Here is a 15,919-nt window from a genome sequence, read left to right as displayed (position 1 = left end):
CAGGCTAAGCGGTGAGGCCTTGGCACCCAACCAAGTTGCGGGGGGCGGGCCTCAGGCGTCGAACTCGACCGCTTCGTCGCCGTCGCCCAGGCCGAAGCACTTGTGCAGCAACCTGACCGCCCGCTCGGCGTCGACCTGGGCCACCACGCAGCTGATGCGGATCGTCGAGGTCGAGATCATGTCGATGTTGATGTCGTTGTCGGCCAGCGTCTCGAACATGGTGGCCGCCACGCCCGGGTGGGATTTCATCCCGGCGCCGATCACGCTCACCCGGGCGATGTCCGCCGAGGCCGACACGCCGCTGGCGCCGAGCTCGCCCATCAGGGCGTTGGCCTCCTCGAGGGTGACCTCCAGCTCGTCGTGGGGCACGGTGAAGGAGATGTCGGTCTTCTGGGCCTCGGAGGTGTTCTGGACGATCATGTCGACGTTGACGTGACGGTTGGCCAGGGCGCGGAACAGCGTGCCGGCCACGCCGGGGCGGTCCGGCAGGTTGGCGACGGTCACCTTGGCCTGGCTGGGGTCCTGTGTGATCCCACGGATAACGGCTTGTTCCATGTCGGGTTCCTCCTCGACGATCCAGGTGCCCGGCTCCCAGGTGAATGCCGAACGAACGTGCAGTGCCACCCCGTGACGCGAGGCGTATTCGACCGAGCGCATCGCCGGTTTGGGGCAACCGGTCGCAGCCATCTCCAGCATCTCATCGAAGCTGATCCGCTTGATCTTGGTCGCCTCGGGGACCAGACGCGGGTCGGTGGTGAACACCCCGGAGACGTCGGTGTAGAGCTCGCAGCTGTCGGCGCCGAGCATCTCGGCCAATGCAACCGCCGTCGTGTCCGAGCCACCCCGGCCCAGAAACGTCACGTCGCCGTCGGTGGAATAGCCCTGTGACCCGGCGACCACCGGCACCTGGCCGGCGTCGAGGGCCGCTCGGATGCGGTCGCCCTTCACCTCGATGATCTTGGCCGCCATGTGGTTGGTGTCGGTGATGAACCCCGCCTGGCTGCCGGTGAACGACGCCGATGGCACCCCGATGTCGGCCAGCGCCATCGACACCAGCGCGACCGCCTTTCGCTCGCCGGCGGTGATCAGCATGTCCATCTCGCGACCCGGGCGCACCGAGGAAACCTCTTCGGCCAACCGCAGCAGGTGGTCGGTCTCCTTGCCCATCGCCGACACGACCAGCACCACGCGGTCGCCTCGACGGCGATAGCGGGCGACGTTGTCGGCCACCTCGCGGATGCGATCGGCATCCGCCACCGAGGTTCCACCGAACTTCTGCACGACGGTATCCACGGGCGGCGAGGCTACACGCCGGGGGCAGTAGCGTGACCCCACGTGGGTACCGAACGCCGTGATCGTCAGAAGGACCAGCACCGCCAGCACCAGGAGTCAGTCCGGGCGGAGCTCAAGCGACAACAGCAGCGCCGCAACCTGATGGGCGGCGCCGCCCTGGTGGCGGTCATCGCCGTGATCGGGGTGGCAGCGTGGGCGCTGTGGGGCGGCGACGACACGGTGAGCACCGCCTCGGGGACGACCGTGGCGGACGCGACCGGCCAGACAGCGTCCGATGCCCCGTGTCCACCTGCGGGGGGCACCGACGAGCGCATCACCAGCTTCGACGGACCGCCGCGGGAATGCATCGACCCGTCCAAGGAGTACTCGGCGGAGTTCGTCACGTCGGCGGGGAATTTTACCGCCTCGCTCGATGCCCAGGCGGCGCCGACGACCGTCAACAACTTCGTGGTATTAGCCCGCTCACACTTCTATGACGGCATCCCGTTCCACCGGGTGGTGCCGGACTTCGTCATTCAGGCGGGCGATCCCACCGACACCGACGACCTCACCCAGTTGGGCGCGGGCGGGCCCGGCTACACCATCCCCGAGGAGCCACCCACCGACGGCGTCTACGACACCTACGACCTGGCGATGGCCAAGACGCAGGAGCCCAACAGCACCGGCTCGCAGTTCTTCGTCGTCACCGGCGACCCGGCTCCCCTCAATTCCAGCCCCACCTACTCGCTGTTCGGCACGGTCACCGACGGCAAGAACGTCGTCGACGCCATCGGCAACGCCCCCGTCGGCGGGCCCAACGGCGACACGCCCGAGAAACCGGTGACGATCGAGTCGGTTCAAATCACCGAGAAGTAGGGCAACCTACGAGGCTCGGCGCAGCTCGGAGGGTAGATCGGACACCTCGGCCCGGTGGCCGTCGATAAACACGGCGACCCTGCCCGGGCCCTCGGCGCTCCAGGTACCGTCGGGCGATCGCAGCAGCGCCGTCTTGGCGTCGAGCCCGACCACCGGCAGCCCGGCGGGTGCCAGCGACACCGTGCGATGCAACGTGTCCTCGGACCACCGCTCGTAGCGGGGCAGCACGGTCAGCGTGTCGATCATGTCGAGGCCCACGGTGAACGCGCCGCCCCGAGGGTCGGGCAACGCATCGCAGAACACCGATGCCGCCTCACCAGCGCCGACCAGCGTCGCCCCGCGCTCGAAGGCCTCGGTGATGCCGTCCCAGAGCGGTGTGTCGAGGAGCACCGAGCGCAGGTGCATCGGCGACCCGCCGCTCAGGTACAGCCACGAGGCCCCGGCCGCCAGGTCGGCCCATTCGGGCTCCATCGCCTGGGCCCGCTTGTACACCGGAAGGACCGTGACCGAGAGCCCGAGCGGCTCGAACGCCCGCCGGGCCGCTTCGACGCGGGCACCGGGGTTTTCATAGGCGGTCGCCGTCGGCAGGACGACCACCTCGGTGGCCGAGGATTCCGCGGCCAGCCGGGCATCCAGGGTGACCCCCTCGGTCCATTCGGCCCCGCCCAACAGCGCCAGCGTTCCGCTCATGTCAGCTCCTTCACCATGGACCGAGATGGTCCCACATCGCCCAGCGTGGCACGCGATGGCGTTTGGTCTGTACCCTCCGGCGCCATGACGACACGCGTGGGCATTATCGGATCGGGAATCATGGGCTCGGGCATCGCCGAGGTGGCGAGCCGGGCCGGCTACGAGGTGGTGCTGCGCTCCCGGAAGCAGGAGAGCGCCGACGCCACGCTGGCCAAGATGGACTCCAGCCTGGCCCGGGCGGTCAGCAAGGGCCGCCTCTCAGAGGAGGAGCACGCAGCCATCCTGGCCCGCGTGACCGCCACCGACGACCTGTCCCAGGTCGCCGACTGCGGACTGGTGATCGAATCGGTCGTCGAGGACCTCGCCACCAAGACCGCCCTGTTCGCCGAGCTCGATCAGGTGTGCGGACCGGACACGATCCTCGCCACCAACACCTCCACCCTGGCGGTCACCGAGATGGCGGTGGCCACCGGGCGCCCCGACAAGGTGTGCGGCATCCATTTCTTCAACCCGGCCTCGGCGATGAAGCTGGTCGAGATCGTGACGCCGATGACGGCCAGCGACGAGACGATCGAGGCCGCCGTTGCCTTCGCCACCAAGTGTGGCAAGGATCCGGTGAAGGTGGCCGACCGGGCCGGGTTCATCGTCAACCACCTGTTGTTCCCGTATCTCAACAACGCCGTTCGCATGCTGGAGAACGGCACCGCCAGCCGCGAGCACATCGACCAGGCGATGATGGGCGGCTGCAACTTCCCGATGGGTCCCCTCGCCCTGCTCGACCTGGTCGGCCTCGACACCTCGGTGGCCATCCTCGACGCCCTCTACGACGAGTTCGGCGACCACCACTACCGGGCGGTGCCGCTGCTGCGCCGCATGGTGACCGCCGGCTACCTGGGTCGGAAGTCCGGCCAGGGCTTCTACGACTACAGCAAGTAGCGAGCGACGGGCGGCGGGCCGGAGTGGAGACCACCTGGAGCTTCCCCCGACCCGACCCCGACGCGGACGACCTGGTGGCGTTCGGCGCCGACCTGGCGCCCCAGACGCTGATCGCCGCCTACGCCGCCGGGTACTTCCCCATGCCGATGAGCGGCCCACTCGAGCGCGTGCGCCTGCGCCGCGCCAACGGTGGGCCCCGAATCGGGTGGTTCTCACCGCAGCAACGCGGCGTGTTGAGGCCCGAGGCGCTGGACATCTCCCACTCGTTGGCCAAATCGACCCGCCGCTACCACCTGAGCGTCGACGCCGACTTCGAGGCGGTGATCGCAGGGTGTGCCGATCCGGCGCGGCGCGGCCGCTGGATCAGCGACGAGATCCTCGAGGCCTACGTTCGCCTGCACCGGTCGGGTCTGGCCCACAGCGTCGAAGTGCGGAACGGCGACGACGAGCTGGTCGGCGGCGTCTACGGCCTCTCGCTGGGGGCGCTGTTCGCCGGCGAATCGATGTTCCACACCGCCAGGGACGGCTCCAAGGTGGCGCTGGTCGGGCTGACGGCCCTCCTCATGGCCGACAGCGAGCCGGGCACCACCCTGATCGACACCCAGTGGGTCACGCCGCATCTGGCCTCCCTGGGCATCGAGGAGTGGGATCGTGAGCGCTACCTCGACGGCCTTCCCGACCTGATCGGCGCCACCGGTCCGGACTTCGCCCGCTGGGCGGGCGACCCCGCCGGATTCACCGAGTTGGCTCGTTCCCGAGCCAAGCGAGGTCGTCATCGGTAGGCTGGACCGATGGGAGTACACCACGTCGCCTACGCCACCGCCGACCTGGACGCCACCCACCGCTTCTACACCGAGGTGATGGGGTTCTCCCTGGTGAAGACGGTCTCGGCGCCGACGCCGGTTGGCGGCTGGGCCAAGCACCTGTTCTACGCAACCGCCCGCGACAGCCACCCGGGCAGTCCGGGCATGATCGCCTTTTGGGACCTGCACGTCCCCGGCATGGACCCGCCCAAGACGGCCGTGTCGACCGACCTGGGCCTGCCCGACTGGGTGAACCACCTGGCCTTCGACGCCATCGACGAGGCCCGCTTCGCCGCCAGGCGCGATGCGATGGTCGCCGCAGGCCTCGAAGTGGTCGAACTCGACCACGAGTTCTGTCGCAGCGTGTACGCCCACGATCCCAACGGCATCCTGGTCGAGTGGTGCCTCGACGTGCGCTCCTTCACCGACGAGGAGGCCACCCGGGCAGAGGCCGACCGTCTGGCCGAGCAGCCCGAGTTCGACGCGCTGCCCGACCTGGTGAGCTATTCGGCGGCCGACCCGGCCACGGTGGGCTGAGCCCTCAGCGGGGTTGGCGGTGCACGGCGACCACGTAGTCGCCGCCCGGGTCGAAGCTCTGGCGGTCCCAGGTGCTCCAGCGTTCGACCGGCTCCAGACCGGCCGCCTCACAATCGGCCTCGAAGCGGTTGAGCGAGTAGCGGTCGGGCTTGAGCTGGAAGCCACAGATCAGTGCCCCGCCGGGCGTGAGGTGCGCCGCCAGGTTGGCGACGGTGGCCGCCTCGGTGCCCGGGGCGAGGAAGATCATCACGTTGCCGGCGGCCACCACCACGTCGAAGCGCCGCAGGGCCCCGAAGCCGTCATCGAAGCTCATCGTTGACACATCGCCCAGGTGCCACTCGCCATCGGGGTCGCCCTCGAGAGCAGCCGTCAGCATTCCGCTGTCGGCGTCCACGCCCACCGTCTCGATGCCGCGACGGCGCAGCTCGATCGCCACCCGGCCGGTTCCACACCCGGCATCGAGCACGCTGCGCGGCTGGAACCCGGCCACGAAGGTCGCTTCGCCATGGACGTCCTCGCCGGCTGCGGCCAGGACGGCGAAGCGAGCGTCGTACTCGGCCCCCCGCGGCGCGTCGGTGTCGTTCCAACGAGAACTCATCGCATGATCCATCCCACTCGGCGATCGACGCGGTCAGCCGATCGTGATGCGACCGTAGATCACACAGAACCCGGCGGCGTCGACCAGCACGATGCTGCCGACCACCGCCACCACCAGCCGACGGCGCCACCCGTCGATGATCCGGGCTCTGGGCCCGGGCCGGGGCATGTACCAATCGGGCAGTAGCTCGTGGTCAACGACGCCGGTCAGCTCGTCAAAGCTGACCGCGTCGTCGGGCAGTTCGTCGGTCGGATCGGCGGCGATCGCCTGCGCGACCAGTTCGTCGTCGGTGACCGACGCAGTATCGACCGATCCAGTGATGTCGCAGAGCACATCGCGAAACTACCGACGCTGCGCCCCGCCGCCGACGCGCCTCCCGCTGGCTGATTCCCATGGGGTTCGTCTGAACCCAGGGACGACACCGGCACGTGCGTCGAGTGTGACCGGACAACCCGAGGAATCGGCGTCGTCAGACGAACAACGCCAAAGCCCCCACAAGAACGACGGCGAAGCTGATCACGACCCCGATGGTCCAGTGCATCGAGCTTTGAACCTCGGCGTGTACGTGCGCCATCAACCGAGTCTCCATGTTGGCGAGCTTCAGGTTCTGATCTGCGAACCCCACCTGCATCGCCGCGGTCAGCTCGACAAACCGCTTATCGACCTCGACAAACCGCTTGTCCACCTCGACAAACCGCTTCTCCACCTCGACCGACTGCTCGTCGAGGTCCGCCTTCGTCGCCGGTTCGGACGCTGCGGTTGAAGGAAGACATGACATCATCTCGACCGCCGCCTCCTCACTCTCCAGCAGATTGCTCAGCCCTCGAAACACTACCGAGCGATTTGGTTCTGTCAACGCCATGTCTTCCCGCCATCCATCGCCTGCTCATGGCCAGGGTAGAAAGCGCGTCTCGGGGCGGCAACGGGGAGCGCGACCCTCGCCAACTCGCAACTACTGGCGACGTGCGGGGGTCCAGGGCTCCTTGGCGTACGCCTCACGCAGCTTGAACTTCAGCACCTTGCGCAGGGTCTCGTTGCGGGGCAGCGCGTCGATCACCTCGAGTTGCTCGGGGATCTTGCGGGTCATCAGCCCGGCGGCGTTCAAATGTGCCGACATCTCGGCAAAGGTGAGGTCGTCGGTGCCGTCGGCCCGCTCGACGATCGCCGCCACCCGCTCCCCCCGATCCTCGTCGGGCAGCCCGATCACGGCGACGTCGCCCACCTTGGGATGGGTGAACAGCAGGTCCTCAACCTCCTTGGCCGAAATGTTCTCACCTTTGCGGATGATCACGTCCTTGAGGCGGCCGGTGAGGGCCAGATGTCCGTCGGGTCGCAGCACACCCAGGTCGCCGGTACGGAACCAGCCATCGTCGTCGAACGCGGCTGCGGTGGCCTCGTCGTCGGTGTAGCCGAGGCACACCATCGGGCCCTTCAGGCGAACCTCGCCCTCGGCGCCGGCGGGCGCCACGTCGCCGCCCTCGGTCACGATGCGGACCTCGCAGCCGGGCACCGGCGCCCCCTCGGTGTTGGCCAGCTGCTCCTCGGTGTCGCGTGGTGACCCCTGGGAGATCATCGGCACCTCGGTCATGCCGTAGCCGTGGCACACCGGCACGCCGATCTCGTCGCGGATGCGGGCGGCGAGCTCGGGCGGCTTGGGCGCCCCGCCGCCCGAGATCAACTTGAGCGTGGGGATGAACTTCTCGCCCGGGGTCTTGGCCTGCTCGGCCAGGAACATCTGGTAGAACGCGGTCGATCCGCCGATCATCGTCACGCCGAAGCGGTTGTAGGTCTCGACCGCCTTCGGCGGGTTGAAGGCCTCGATGAGCACGACCGGAAACCCGGAGTGCAGGCACATGATCAGGTAGTCGGGCCCGGCGATGTGGGCATAGGGAAAGGCCATCGACCCAACGTCATCGGGGCCGAGGTCGACCGCTGCGGCCAGGCCACGACCGCCGGCGAGCAGCGTGGCATCGGTGTGGCGCACGCCCTTGGGCTCCGACGTGGTGCCCGAGGTGTAGTAGATCCAGCGCACGGTGGTCGCCGGATCGGCCGGGGCCACGAACGGGCTGAGGGTGGCCGGGTCGCCGCTGGGGCGGCCATCGGCGAGGTTGAGCACCTCCGGAACGGCGCCGTCGAGCGAGTCGATGACGCCTGCGGCCATGGCGGCGAAGTCGGTGCCCATCCATTCGCCGGGCACGATCACCAGCTCGGGCCGCGTGCGACGGATCGCCACGCCCAGCTCCCGCTCCCGATAGATATGCAGGATCGGGTTCTGCAGCGCACCCAGCCGGGCGAGCGCCAGCGAGATGACGATGGCGTCGATCGTCGTCGGCAGCTGCCAGGTGACCGGCGTGTTCTCGCCGACGCCCATCTCGGCCAGCCCGGCGGCCGTGCGCAGCGCCTCATCGCGCAGCTCGGCACAGCTGATCCGGGTGTCGGATTCGTCGATCAGGGCGATGGCGTCGGGCGACGCCACCGCCCTGGCCTCGACGAGCTCCCAGATCGTTGCGGCGGTTTCCGGTGTGCTCACGCTGTCCCCTTTGCGAGGCGCCAGCGCCCCGAATCGACTGGGGGTGAGAGTAGTTGCTCAGCTGCTGGGCTCAGCGGGAGTGAGCTCAGTGCTCCTCGCGAGCCTCGTTCTCAAACAGCGTGTGGTGGGGCAGGAAGACCAGTCGGCAGGTGCCGGTGGGCCCGGCGCGGTGCTTGGAGATGTTCACCTCGGCCAGCCCGGCATCGGGCGTGTCGGGGTTGTAAACCTCGTCGCGGTATAGGAACAAGACGACGTCGGCGTCCTGCTCGATCGAGCCGGACTCGCGCAGGTCGGACAGCATCGGCCGCTTGTCCGCCCGCTGCTCGAGCGAACGCGATAGCTGGGACAGCGCCAACACCGGCGTATCGATCTCGCGGGCCAGCACCTTCAGCCCACGGCTGATCTCGGCGATCTCGGTCTGGCGGTTCTCCGCCCGACCGGGCCCGCTCATCAGCTGGAGGTAGTCGACGACGATCAGCCCGAGCGAGCCGCCCAGCTCCGACTTCAGGCGGCGGGCCTTGGCCCGCAGCTCCATGACGGTCAGGTTGGCGTTGTCGTCGATCCACAGGTCCGCGTCGCCGAGGCGTCCCAGCGACCGGGTAATGCGCGTCCAGTCCGAGTCGGACACCTTGCCGTTGCGCAGGTGACTCGAGTCGACCCGGGCATCCATCGAGACCAGCCGCTGGGTGAGCTCGAGGTGGCTCATCTCCAGGCTGAAGTACACCGCCGACTTGCCCGCCGACATCGCAGCGTTGCGAGCGATCGCCAACGCCAGCGCGGTCTTGCCCATGGCGGGACGAGCGCCCAGCACGACGAGTGCGCCGGGCTGGAGGCCATAGAGCTTGGTATCGAGGTCGGTGAAGCCGGTCGGCGTGCCGGTGACCGCGCCGGCCTGCTCGTACATCTGCTCGAAGCGGTCGAGCGTGTCGCCGAGCAGGTCGCGCAGGGGCACCAGCGTGTCGGTCACCCGGCGTTGGGCCACCTGGTAGATCAGCGACTCGGCCCGGTCCATCGTCTGCGACACGTCGTCGGCCGGCTGGAAGCCCAGCTCGGAGATCTCCGAGGCGGTGGCGATCAAGCGCCGCAACAGGGCGTTCTCCTCCACCACCTTGGCGTAGTAGGCGGCGTTGGAGACGGCGGCGGCCGAGCCCTGCAGCTCGATGATCGTGCCGACCCCTCCGATGCTGTCCAGCAGCGAGTTGCGGGTCAGCTGGTCGGCGACCAGCACCGAGTCGACCGGCGACCCAGCCGCATACAGGCCGGCGATGGCGTCGAACACGTGGCTGTGCGCTGGCTGGTAAAAGTCGGACGCGTCCAAGCGCTGCAGTGCGTCGCCGATCGCCGCCGGGCTGAGCAACATGGAACCCAGCAGGGACCGTTCGGCCGCCAGGTTGTGGGGGGGTTGGCGCCCACCGCGCCCGGCGGAGGGTCCGGAGCGCTCCGCCCCGTTTCCGGGTCGAGCGTCCGTGTAGTGCGAAGCGGTCGCGGTCATCGTTCCATCATGGTGCCACCCACCGACAACGAACGAAGCCCACAGGGTCGGCTCGGTTGTCCACATCACCTGTGGACGCGACAACCCGATCACCTGCCCAAATCATGGGTGGATGATCGGGTTGATCACAGCTGTGGATGCCGTGTGGATAGACCCGTCGGGGCCCACCCGCCACCGGCGGCTGCCGGTCAGGCCGAGACAACCTCGACGTTGACCGGGAACGACACATCGCTGTGCGGCTGCAACGTGACCGTGTGGCTGCCCAGCGAGCGCAGGTGCTGGTCCTCGAGGTGGATGACCTTGCGATCGACCTCGTAACCGGTCTGCTCGGCGATCGCGTCGGCCACGTCGGCGTTGGTGACCGAACCGAACAGCTTGCCCGACGCACCGGCCTTGGCCGTGATCGTGATCGCTGCGGTGACCAGCTTGGTCGCCATCTCCTCGGCCTGCTCGCGGGCCGCAGCGTCGCGCTGGTCCCGGGCTCGCCGCATCGAGTCGGCCTGAGCCGACGCGCCGGGGGTGGACGGCATGGCCAGGTGCTTGGGAATGAGGTAGTTGCGGGCGTAGCCGTCGGCGACCTCGACCAGGTCGCCGCGCTTGCCCAGGTCGGCCAGATCGGCACGAAGGATCAGCTTCATGACGTCACTTCCTCGGTGCTCGTCTCCACCACTGGGGCCTCGGTGTCGCCGGTGCCGGTGTCCCGGTCCTCCGACGACCCTTCGTCCCGGCCACCGCGATCGCTGCTCTCGCCACGATCACCTCGGTCACCGCGGTCGCCACGATCACCGCGCTCGCCACGATCGCGACCGCCGCCGCGTCCACCGCCGCCACCGCGATGGGTGGTCACGCGGTTGGTGTAGGGCAGGAGGGCCATCTCGCGGGCATTGCGGATGGCGACCGCTATCTGACGCTGCTGCTGGGTATTGTTACCGGTGACCCGACGGGCACGGATCTTGGCCCGATCGGACTGGAAGCGACGCAGCAGGTTGACGTCCTTCCAATCGACGTAGTCGATGCTCTCGGTGTTGAGGATCGACACCTTCTTCTTGGTGCGTCGGGTGGACTCTTTGGGCTTGGGGCGGCGTGGGCGTGCCATTAGAAGGGCTCCTCGTCGTAGTTGTATCCAGCTGGGGGTGCTGCAGGGGGCGGGGCCGCAGCGCTACCGCCGCCGCCTCCTCCTCCGCTGAACCCACCGTCGCCGGGATTACGCTTTTCGTTCTTGGTGATCTCGGCGGATGCCCAGCGCAGGCTGGGTGCCACCTCATCGGCCACGATCTCCACCTTGGAGCGGCGATCGCCTTCGGGGCCGTCCCAGCTGCGCTGGTCCAGGCGACCGGTGACGATCACACGCGTGCCCTTCGGGCAGGACTCCGAGACGTTCTCGCCGAGTTGGGCCCAGGCGACGATGTCAAAGAACGACGTCGCCTCTTCCCACTCGTTGGTCTGGCGATTCTGCCAGCGCCGGTTGACGGCCACCCCGAAGTTGGCGACCGCTTGGCCGCTCGGGGTGAAGCGCAACTCGGGGTCGCGCGTGATGTTTCCGATGATCGTGACGGTGTTCGTCGCCATAGGGGTGCTCCTCAGTCGTCGGCGGCCACGGCGGCCAAGGTCCGGCGTTCGGCCTCGGCGTCGGGCAGGCGGAAGATCTTGTGTCGGACGACGTCGTCGTGCAGTCGAAGGTAGCGTTCCATCGGCTCGAGCTTGGCCGGATCGGCCGTGAAGTCGAAGACGACATAATAACCCTCGGCCTTGTGGTTGATCAGGTAGGCGAACTTACGCCGACCCCACCGGTCGGTCTTGGTCAGTTCACCACCAGCATCGTTGATCAGGGCCTCGACCCGGTCGACGATCACCTTGTTATCGGCGTCGGCAACATCGGTGTCGATGATGACCATCATTTCGTAGGCGCGGTTCATCTCATACCTCCCTGTGGACCACGGCCCATCGGGCCGATCGGACCCCGGAATCTCCGGGGCCAGGGGATCACGCAAGCGAACGAGCGTAGACCGGGCGCAGGTCAGGTTCCTCATCGACACAGCATGACCGCCGACGGTGGCCCTGTCATTGGGTCGCGGTCACCGGGGACCGACCCTCGGATGGCTCGCCTCAGGAGTCCCCGGGGGTGCCGCCGTAGATCGCCAGCGTTTCCGTCGTCTCAGCCGAGGCGTGATAGGTCTCCGCGTCGGCGGGGAACGCCCCCGAGCGCACGTCGGCCACGTACCCGGCGACGGCACCGGTCAGGTGGTCGTAGCCCTCGGCGTAGCGCCGCACAAACTTCGGTGGGCGCGAGGGGTCGAGGCCGAGCAGGTCGGTGAACACCAACACCTGGCCGTCGGTGCCCGCACCGGCGCCGATACCGATCGTGGGAACGCTGACCGATTCGGTCACCAGGTTGGCGACGACATCGGGGATCCCCTCCAACACGATCGAGAAGCAGCCGGCGTGTTCGAGCGCCTTGGCCTCCTCGACCAGCGCCATGGCGGCGTCGGAGGTCTTGGCCTGCACCCGAAAGCCGCCCATGGCGTGCATCGATTGGGGTGTCAGGCCGAGGTGCCCCATCACCGGGATCTCGGCGTCGACGATGGCATCGATCACCGGTACCCGCTTGGCACCACCTTCCAGCTTGATCGCCTGGGCACCGGCGCGCACCAGCGTGGCGGCGTTGCGGACGGCATCGTGGGGCCCGGTGTGATAGCTCATCCAGGGCAGGTCGCCAACGATCAGCGCGCCGGGCTTGGCCCGTGCGACCGCTGCGGTGTGATGGGCCATGTCGTCGATCGTCACCGTCAGGGTGTCGTCGTAGCCAAGGGCCACCATCGCCAGGGAGTCGCCGACGAGGATCAGATCGACCCCTCCAGCGTCGGCGATGCGGGCCGAGGGCGCGTCGTAGGCGGTCACCATGACCAACGGTTCGGCGCCGTCGCGCACCTTACGGGCGCGGATCTGAGGAACGGTCGGACGATCACTCATGTTTCCTCCTTTGGTCCAGCGCCCGAAGGCTGCCGGCCGGATACCCCACCCTAGTGCGGGTGCGACCTCGGGGGTACCCTCCCCCCGATGAGCACGACGCCTGCCCCCATCACCGAGTGCGAGAACTGCGCCTCGACCGACGTGGACACCGAGCCGGTGCGGCGCGTGTACCTCGATCCCGACGCACCCGACGACCTCGAGGCGGCGAGTGTGGACGACGACATCGAGGCGTGGTGCGCCTCGTGCGTGGCCAACTATCCCCACCTTGGCCAGAGGTAGAGGGAACTAACCGACGTCGGGGGACTCGGCACCATCGGTGCCGGTGGTGGCACCGCCATCGCCGGCCCCGCCATCGGTCGGAGGCTGCTCGGTCCCCTCGGGTGGTGCCGCTGTCGACGGCGGGGCGGTCGGGCCCGACCCTGAAGAACCGGTCGACCCGCCCCCGGTGGTACCACTCGATCCACCGGTGCCCGTCGAGGTTCCGCCGCCGGTCTTGTTGCCGGTTTGAGTGCCGGTCCTCGTGCCGGTCCTGGTGCCGCCGCCTGTCGATGCCGACCCGGTGCCGGAGGTGCCCTTGTCTCGGTCGGGAACCGACGGGACCGGGTTGAACACAGGGACACCCTCGTCGTCGAGCACCAACTCGCCCTTCTCGTCGGTGATCGGGATCCGCTCGAGGGTGGGCCCGACCACGACGTTCGGGCCTCCGTTGGCCGCCGGAAAGTCGCAGCCGGGGTCGTCGTCGGCAATCTGGCTCATCAGGTCGTGCCAGATCCTGGCGGGCACGTTGGAGCCGGTCACCGACTTTTCCCCGTCGACGTTGGTCATGCGCTGCTGACCCTCGGGGTAGCCCATCCACACGACGTTGGCGACGTTGCAGGTGAACCCGGCAAACCATGCGTCGCGGCTGTCCTGGGTCGTACCGGTCTTGCCCGCAGCCTGGGTGTTGGCGAGCGCCGCGTTCTGACCGGAGCCTTGGGCGACCACGCCGCGAAGTGCCGACGACACCGACTTGGCCACCGCCGGGTCCATCACCGATCGCCGGGTGATGTTGCCTTCCCCGCTCGCATCCCACAGTGCGGTTCCGTCGGCGCCATCGATGTGCGACACCAGGAACGGTTCGGTGAAGGTGCCGTCGTTGTCGAAGGTGAGGTAGGCGGCCGCCAGGGCCTCCGGTGACACCTCGCTGGTGCCCAGCACCAGCGACGGGTCGGGGTTGAAGTCGCCCAGGCCCAGGTTGGCGGCCAGCTCGACCACCTTCTCGGGGGTGACCTGCTCCATCATCTGGGCGTAGATCGTGTTGATCGACTTCTTCGTGGCCTCCCGCACCGTCACCCGGCCTGCGTCGACGTAGCCGTAGTTGTCCACGCGCCAGTCGGTGCCGTCGATGTTGGCCTCGGGGACGATGATGCGCGGCGGTCCGTCGAAGGTGCTGTCCAGGTTGTAGCCCTGCTTGATGAACTCGGCGAGCACGATTGGTTTGAACGTCGATCCCGGCTGACGGCCCGAACCGCCGCCCTCGGTGCCCATCGCCAGGTTGACGTTGCTGCGGGCGTAGTCGCGACCACCGACCATCACCCGCACCGCTCCGAGCTTGTCGAGGGTCACCATCGCGCCGTCCGGGTCGCCCGCAGGGTCGGGCAGACGGCCATAGATCGCCGCGTAGGCCTTCTTCTGCCAGTCGGGGTTGATCGTCGTGTAGATGCGGACGCCACCCTCGTTGACCAGGTCGGCCGCGGCGTCGTCGCCGCCGAGCAACTGTTTCGCCTGGGTGCGGGCCTGCGCCAGGATGTACTCGTACCCCACCGCTTTGAGATCGTCGGGGATAGTGAAGTTGCGCGGCGAGTTGCCGTTGGACTCCCCTGCCGAGGGGTCGGTCGTGACGACGAGCAGCTTGGATTCGGTGTCGTAGGTCGACTGCGGGAGGTAGCCCTCCTCGACCATGGCGGCCAACACCGAGTTGCGCACGTTCACCGCTGTCTCTTGATGCTCGGTCGGTTCCGCCCGCGCCGGGTTGCGCACCAGGCCGACCAGAAACGCTGCCTCCGAGGCGGACAGGTCGGCCGCCGGCTTGTCGAAGTACACCCGGGCCGCCGCCTCGATTCCGGTCGCCGAACGCCCGTAGAACGCCTTGTTGAGGTAGTTCTCGAGGATCTTCTCCTTGGGCATGGAGCGCTCGAGCTTCAGCGCCAGCACCGACTCCTGCACCTTGCGCACCAGCGAGCGCTTGTTCTCGAGGTAGGCCAGCTTCACGTACTGCTGGGTGATCGTCGAGCCACCCTGCAAGCTGCCGCCGCCCTTGGAGTTCTGGTACAGGCCGCGGGCGATACCGAACGGGTCGAGGCCCTGGTGCTCGAAGAACTTCCGATCCTCCGACGCAACCACCGCCTGTTTGACCACCAGCGGGATGTCGTCGTAGGCCAACGGAAGGCTCTCGGTGCCCGAGAAGATCTGGCCGGCGGCATTGTCGGCGTCGCACTCGCCGACCGGCACCGACGCATCGCAGATCAACGAGGTGCTCGCCAGCGGGTTCAGCGTCGTTTCGGGCAGTTCCAGCTGGTCGAGCAGGCGCCACACGCCCCCAGCGCCCAGCACGATGACGACCACAGCGGAGTACCAGAGTCGGCGGCTACGCCAGAACAGGCTGCGCTTGGTGGGGGGCGTTTCGGGCATGACCGGACCATTTTGCCCCGTGCGCAGGGCCGACGGGGACCGACCCGTCATCAATGTGCCGTCGGACACTCAGAAACCGGGCCCGGTCACCCTCCCGCAGACGGTTGCCGACGGCGTGAACCCAACAGGTTCACGCCGTCAGCTCAGCTGCGGCACGAGAAAGGTGCGCAGCAGGTGGTTCCACGCACAGGCGGTGCACACTTCGATGACGTAGCACCGGAACTCGCCCTTGCGACGTCCGATCGCCTTGAGTTCCCTGGCCGACGCCACCGCCCGCCCACCCGGCCCGAGCCGTGGACCGAAGACGTAGCGCACCAGGCGCAGGCCGTCGGATGAGGAGCACACCGGGCAGACCCCGTCGGCCGATTCCGAGCAGCCGAGGGCCACCCGCATCAGCTCGCGCTGGGCGTCGCACACCTCGGAGCGCTCGACTTCACCAGCGGCCAGGCTCCGCAGGGTGGACTGCCGCGAGATGCGGTAATCCACCTCACCCGAGGGCGTCGTGCGCCCGGGTAGCTGAGCCCAAAGTTGCTCCATGGGCCGAC

Annotated in this window: 18 protein-coding genes and 1 pseudogene; 5 read left to right on the top strand and 14 right to left on the bottom strand. The window is 68.2% G+C overall.

From position 1 onward, the window contains the following. Positions 1–51: 51 nt before the first annotated feature. Positions 52–1,293, bottom strand: coding sequence for an aspartate kinase (locus PKD89_RS05235; protein ID WP_287376296.1), 1,242 nt, complete (start codon positions 1,291–1,293; stop codon positions 52–54). Between the two features lie 42 nt (positions 1,294–1,335). On the opposite strand from PKD89_RS05235, the gene PKD89_RS05230 reads away from it, so the two are divergent. Beyond that, positions 1,336–2,148 (top strand): peptidylprolyl isomerase, encoded by an 813-nt coding sequence (locus PKD89_RS05230; RefSeq protein ID WP_287394280.1) that lies wholly within the window; start codon positions 1,336–1,338, stop codon positions 2,146–2,148. A 6-nt stretch (positions 2,149–2,154) separates the two neighbouring features. Here PKD89_RS05230 and PKD89_RS05225 read toward each other — a convergent pair whose 3' ends face one another. Continuing rightward, positions 2,155–2,838 (bottom strand): Type 1 glutamine amidotransferase-like domain-containing protein, encoded by a 684-nt coding sequence (locus PKD89_RS05225; RefSeq protein WP_287376292.1) that lies wholly within the window; start codon positions 2,836–2,838, stop codon positions 2,155–2,157. A gap of 84 nt (positions 2,839–2,922) precedes the next feature. On the opposite strand from PKD89_RS05225, the gene PKD89_RS05220 reads away from it, so the two are divergent. Genes PKD89_RS05220 through PKD89_RS05210 form a run of 3 tightly spaced genes read left to right on the top strand, consistent with a single transcriptional unit; the run spans position 2,923 to position 5,114 of the window. After that, on the top strand, positions 2,923–3,774 hold the full coding sequence (locus PKD89_RS05220) for a 3-hydroxyacyl-CoA dehydrogenase family protein (protein WP_289012068.1): 852 nt from the start codon (positions 2,923–2,925) through the stop codon (positions 3,772–3,774). A 23-nt stretch (positions 3,775–3,797) separates the two neighbouring features. After that, entirely contained in the window at positions 3,798–4,556 is a 759-nt protein-coding gene (gene aat / locus PKD89_RS05215) for a leucyl/phenylalanyl-tRNA--protein transferase (RefSeq protein ID WP_287394276.1), read from the top strand. 9 nt (positions 4,557–4,565) lie between these two features. Further along, on the top strand, positions 4,566–5,114 hold the full coding sequence (locus tag PKD89_RS05210; RefSeq protein WP_287376286.1) for a VOC family protein: 549 nt from the start codon (positions 4,566–4,568) through the stop codon (positions 5,112–5,114). A 4-nt stretch (positions 5,115–5,118) separates the two neighbouring features. On the opposite strand, the gene PKD89_RS05205 is transcribed toward PKD89_RS05210, so the two are convergent. The 10 genes and pseudogenes from PKD89_RS05205 to panB form a co-directional block, all read right to left on the bottom strand. After that, entirely contained in the window at positions 5,119–5,712 is a 594-nt protein-coding gene (locus tag PKD89_RS05205; RefSeq protein WP_287376283.1) for a class I SAM-dependent methyltransferase, read from the bottom strand. Positions 5,713–5,745: 33 nt separating this feature from the next. Then, positions 5,746–6,045, bottom strand: coding sequence for a hypothetical protein (locus PKD89_RS05200; protein WP_287376281.1), 300 nt, complete (start codon positions 6,043–6,045; stop codon positions 5,746–5,748). Positions 6,046–6,181: 136 nt separating this feature from the next. Continuing rightward, positions 6,182–6,574 (bottom strand): hypothetical protein, encoded by a 393-nt coding sequence (locus tag PKD89_RS05195; RefSeq protein WP_287376278.1) that lies wholly within the window; start codon positions 6,572–6,574, stop codon positions 6,182–6,184. Between the two features lie 90 nt (positions 6,575–6,664). Continuing rightward, positions 6,665–8,242 carry a class I adenylate-forming enzyme family protein gene (locus PKD89_RS05190; RefSeq protein ID WP_287376276.1) on the bottom strand — a complete coding sequence of 526 codons (1,578 nt, stop codon included), beginning with the start codon at positions 8,240–8,242 and terminating at the stop codon, positions 6,665–6,667. 85 nt (positions 8,243–8,327) lie between these two features. After that, the gene (gene dnaB, locus PKD89_RS05185) at positions 8,328–9,734 is read right to left on the bottom strand and encodes a replicative DNA helicase (protein WP_287376273.1); all 1,407 of its coding nucleotides are present in this window, start codon (positions 9,732–9,734) and stop codon (positions 8,328–8,330) included. A 188-nt stretch (positions 9,735–9,922) separates the two neighbouring features. Then, positions 9,923–10,372 carry a 50S ribosomal protein L9 gene (gene rplI / locus PKD89_RS05180; RefSeq protein ID WP_287376270.1) on the bottom strand — a complete coding sequence of 150 codons (450 nt, stop codon included), beginning with the start codon at positions 10,370–10,372 and terminating at the stop codon, positions 9,923–9,925. 212 nt (positions 10,373–10,584) lie between these two features. Continuing rightward, positions 10,585–10,830 (bottom strand): annotated as a pseudogene (gene rpsR, locus PKD89_RS05175) (30S ribosomal protein S18); the annotation flags it as partial. Then, complete coding sequence (gene ssb, locus PKD89_RS05170) at positions 10,830–11,303, bottom strand: single-stranded DNA-binding protein (protein WP_287376265.1); 474 nt, start codon at positions 11,301–11,303, stop codon at positions 10,830–10,832. The gene ssb and the pseudogene rpsR, both read right to left, overlap by 1 nt. Positions 11,304–11,314: 11 nt before the next feature. Beyond that, positions 11,315–11,650: a 30S ribosomal protein S6 gene (gene rpsF, locus PKD89_RS05165; RefSeq protein ID WP_287376263.1), complete on the bottom strand. Its 336-nt coding sequence runs from the start codon at positions 11,648–11,650 to the stop codon at positions 11,315–11,317. 190 nt (positions 11,651–11,840) lie between these two features. Continuing rightward, positions 11,841–12,704: a 3-methyl-2-oxobutanoate hydroxymethyltransferase gene (panB, locus tag PKD89_RS05160; RefSeq protein WP_287376260.1), complete on the bottom strand. Its 864-nt coding sequence runs from the start codon at positions 12,702–12,704 to the stop codon at positions 11,841–11,843. An 87-nt stretch (positions 12,705–12,791) separates the two neighbouring features. Here panB and PKD89_RS05155 point away from each other — a divergent pair, with 87 nt between their 5' ends. Then, positions 12,792–12,983 carry a hypothetical protein gene (locus tag PKD89_RS05155; RefSeq protein WP_287376257.1) on the top strand — a complete coding sequence of 64 codons (192 nt, stop codon included), beginning with the start codon at positions 12,792–12,794 and terminating at the stop codon, positions 12,981–12,983. A gap of 6 nt (positions 12,984–12,989) precedes the next feature. On the opposite strand, the gene PKD89_RS05150 is transcribed toward PKD89_RS05155, so the two are convergent. Next, positions 12,990–15,374, bottom strand: coding sequence for a transglycosylase domain-containing protein (locus PKD89_RS05150; protein ID WP_287394272.1), 2,385 nt, complete (start codon positions 15,372–15,374; stop codon positions 12,990–12,992). Positions 15,375–15,512: 138 nt separating this feature from the next. Continuing rightward, complete coding sequence (locus tag PKD89_RS05145; protein ID WP_287376252.1) at positions 15,513–15,911, bottom strand: DUF5318 family protein; 399 nt, start codon at positions 15,909–15,911, stop codon at positions 15,513–15,515. Positions 15,912–15,919 lie beyond the last annotated feature (8 nt).

Source organism: Candidatus Neomicrothrix sp. (assembly GCF_035329545.1).
Taxonomy (GTDB): Bacteria; Actinomycetota; Acidimicrobiia; order Acidimicrobiales; family Microtrichaceae; genus Microthrix; species Microthrix subdominans.
This window is presented reverse-complemented; position numbering and strand designations above follow the sequence as displayed.

Excerpts from the sequence above, each read along its gene's own strand:
- rplI (WP_287376270.1), bottom strand. The coding sequence starts at position 10,372 with ATGAAGCTGATCCTTCGTGCCGATCTGGCCGACCTGGGCAAGCGCGGC.
- PKD89_RS05225 (WP_287376292.1), bottom strand. The coding sequence starts at position 2,838 with ATGAGCGGAACGCTGGCGCTGTTGGGCGGGGCCGAATGGACCGAGGGG.
- PKD89_RS05220 (WP_289012068.1), top strand. The coding sequence starts at position 2,923 with ATGACGACACGCGTGGGCATTATCGGATCGGGAATCATGGGCTCGGGC.
- panB (WP_287376260.1), bottom strand. The coding sequence starts at position 12,704 with ATGAGTGATCGTCCGACCGTTCCTCAGATCCGCGCCCGTAAGGTGCGC.
- ssb (WP_287376265.1), bottom strand. The coding sequence starts at position 11,303 with ATGGCGACGAACACCGTCACGATCATCGGAAACATCACGCGCGACCCC.
- rpsF (WP_287376263.1), bottom strand. The coding sequence starts at position 11,650 with ATGAACCGCGCCTACGAAATGATGGTCATCATCGACACCGATGTTGCC.
- PKD89_RS05150 (WP_287394272.1), bottom strand. The coding sequence starts at position 15,374 with ATGCCCGAAACGCCCCCCACCAAGCGCAGCCTGTTCTGGCGTAGCCGC.
- dnaB (WP_287376273.1), bottom strand. The coding sequence starts at position 9,734 with ATGACCGCGACCGCTTCGCACTACACGGACGCTCGACCCGGAAACGGG.
- PKD89_RS05155 (WP_287376257.1), top strand. The coding sequence starts at position 12,792 with ATGAGCACGACGCCTGCCCCCATCACCGAGTGCGAGAACTGCGCCTCG.
- PKD89_RS05145 (WP_287376252.1), bottom strand. The coding sequence starts at position 15,911 with ATGGAGCAACTTTGGGCTCAGCTACCCGGGCGCACGACGCCCTCGGGT.
- PKD89_RS05195 (WP_287376278.1), bottom strand. The coding sequence starts at position 6,574 with ATGGCGTTGACAGAACCAAATCGCTCGGTAGTGTTTCGAGGGCTGAGC.
- PKD89_RS05210 (WP_287376286.1), top strand. The coding sequence starts at position 4,566 with ATGGGAGTACACCACGTCGCCTACGCCACCGCCGACCTGGACGCCACC.
- PKD89_RS05205 (WP_287376283.1), bottom strand. The coding sequence starts at position 5,712 with ATGAGTTCTCGTTGGAACGACACCGACGCGCCGCGGGGGGCCGAGTAC.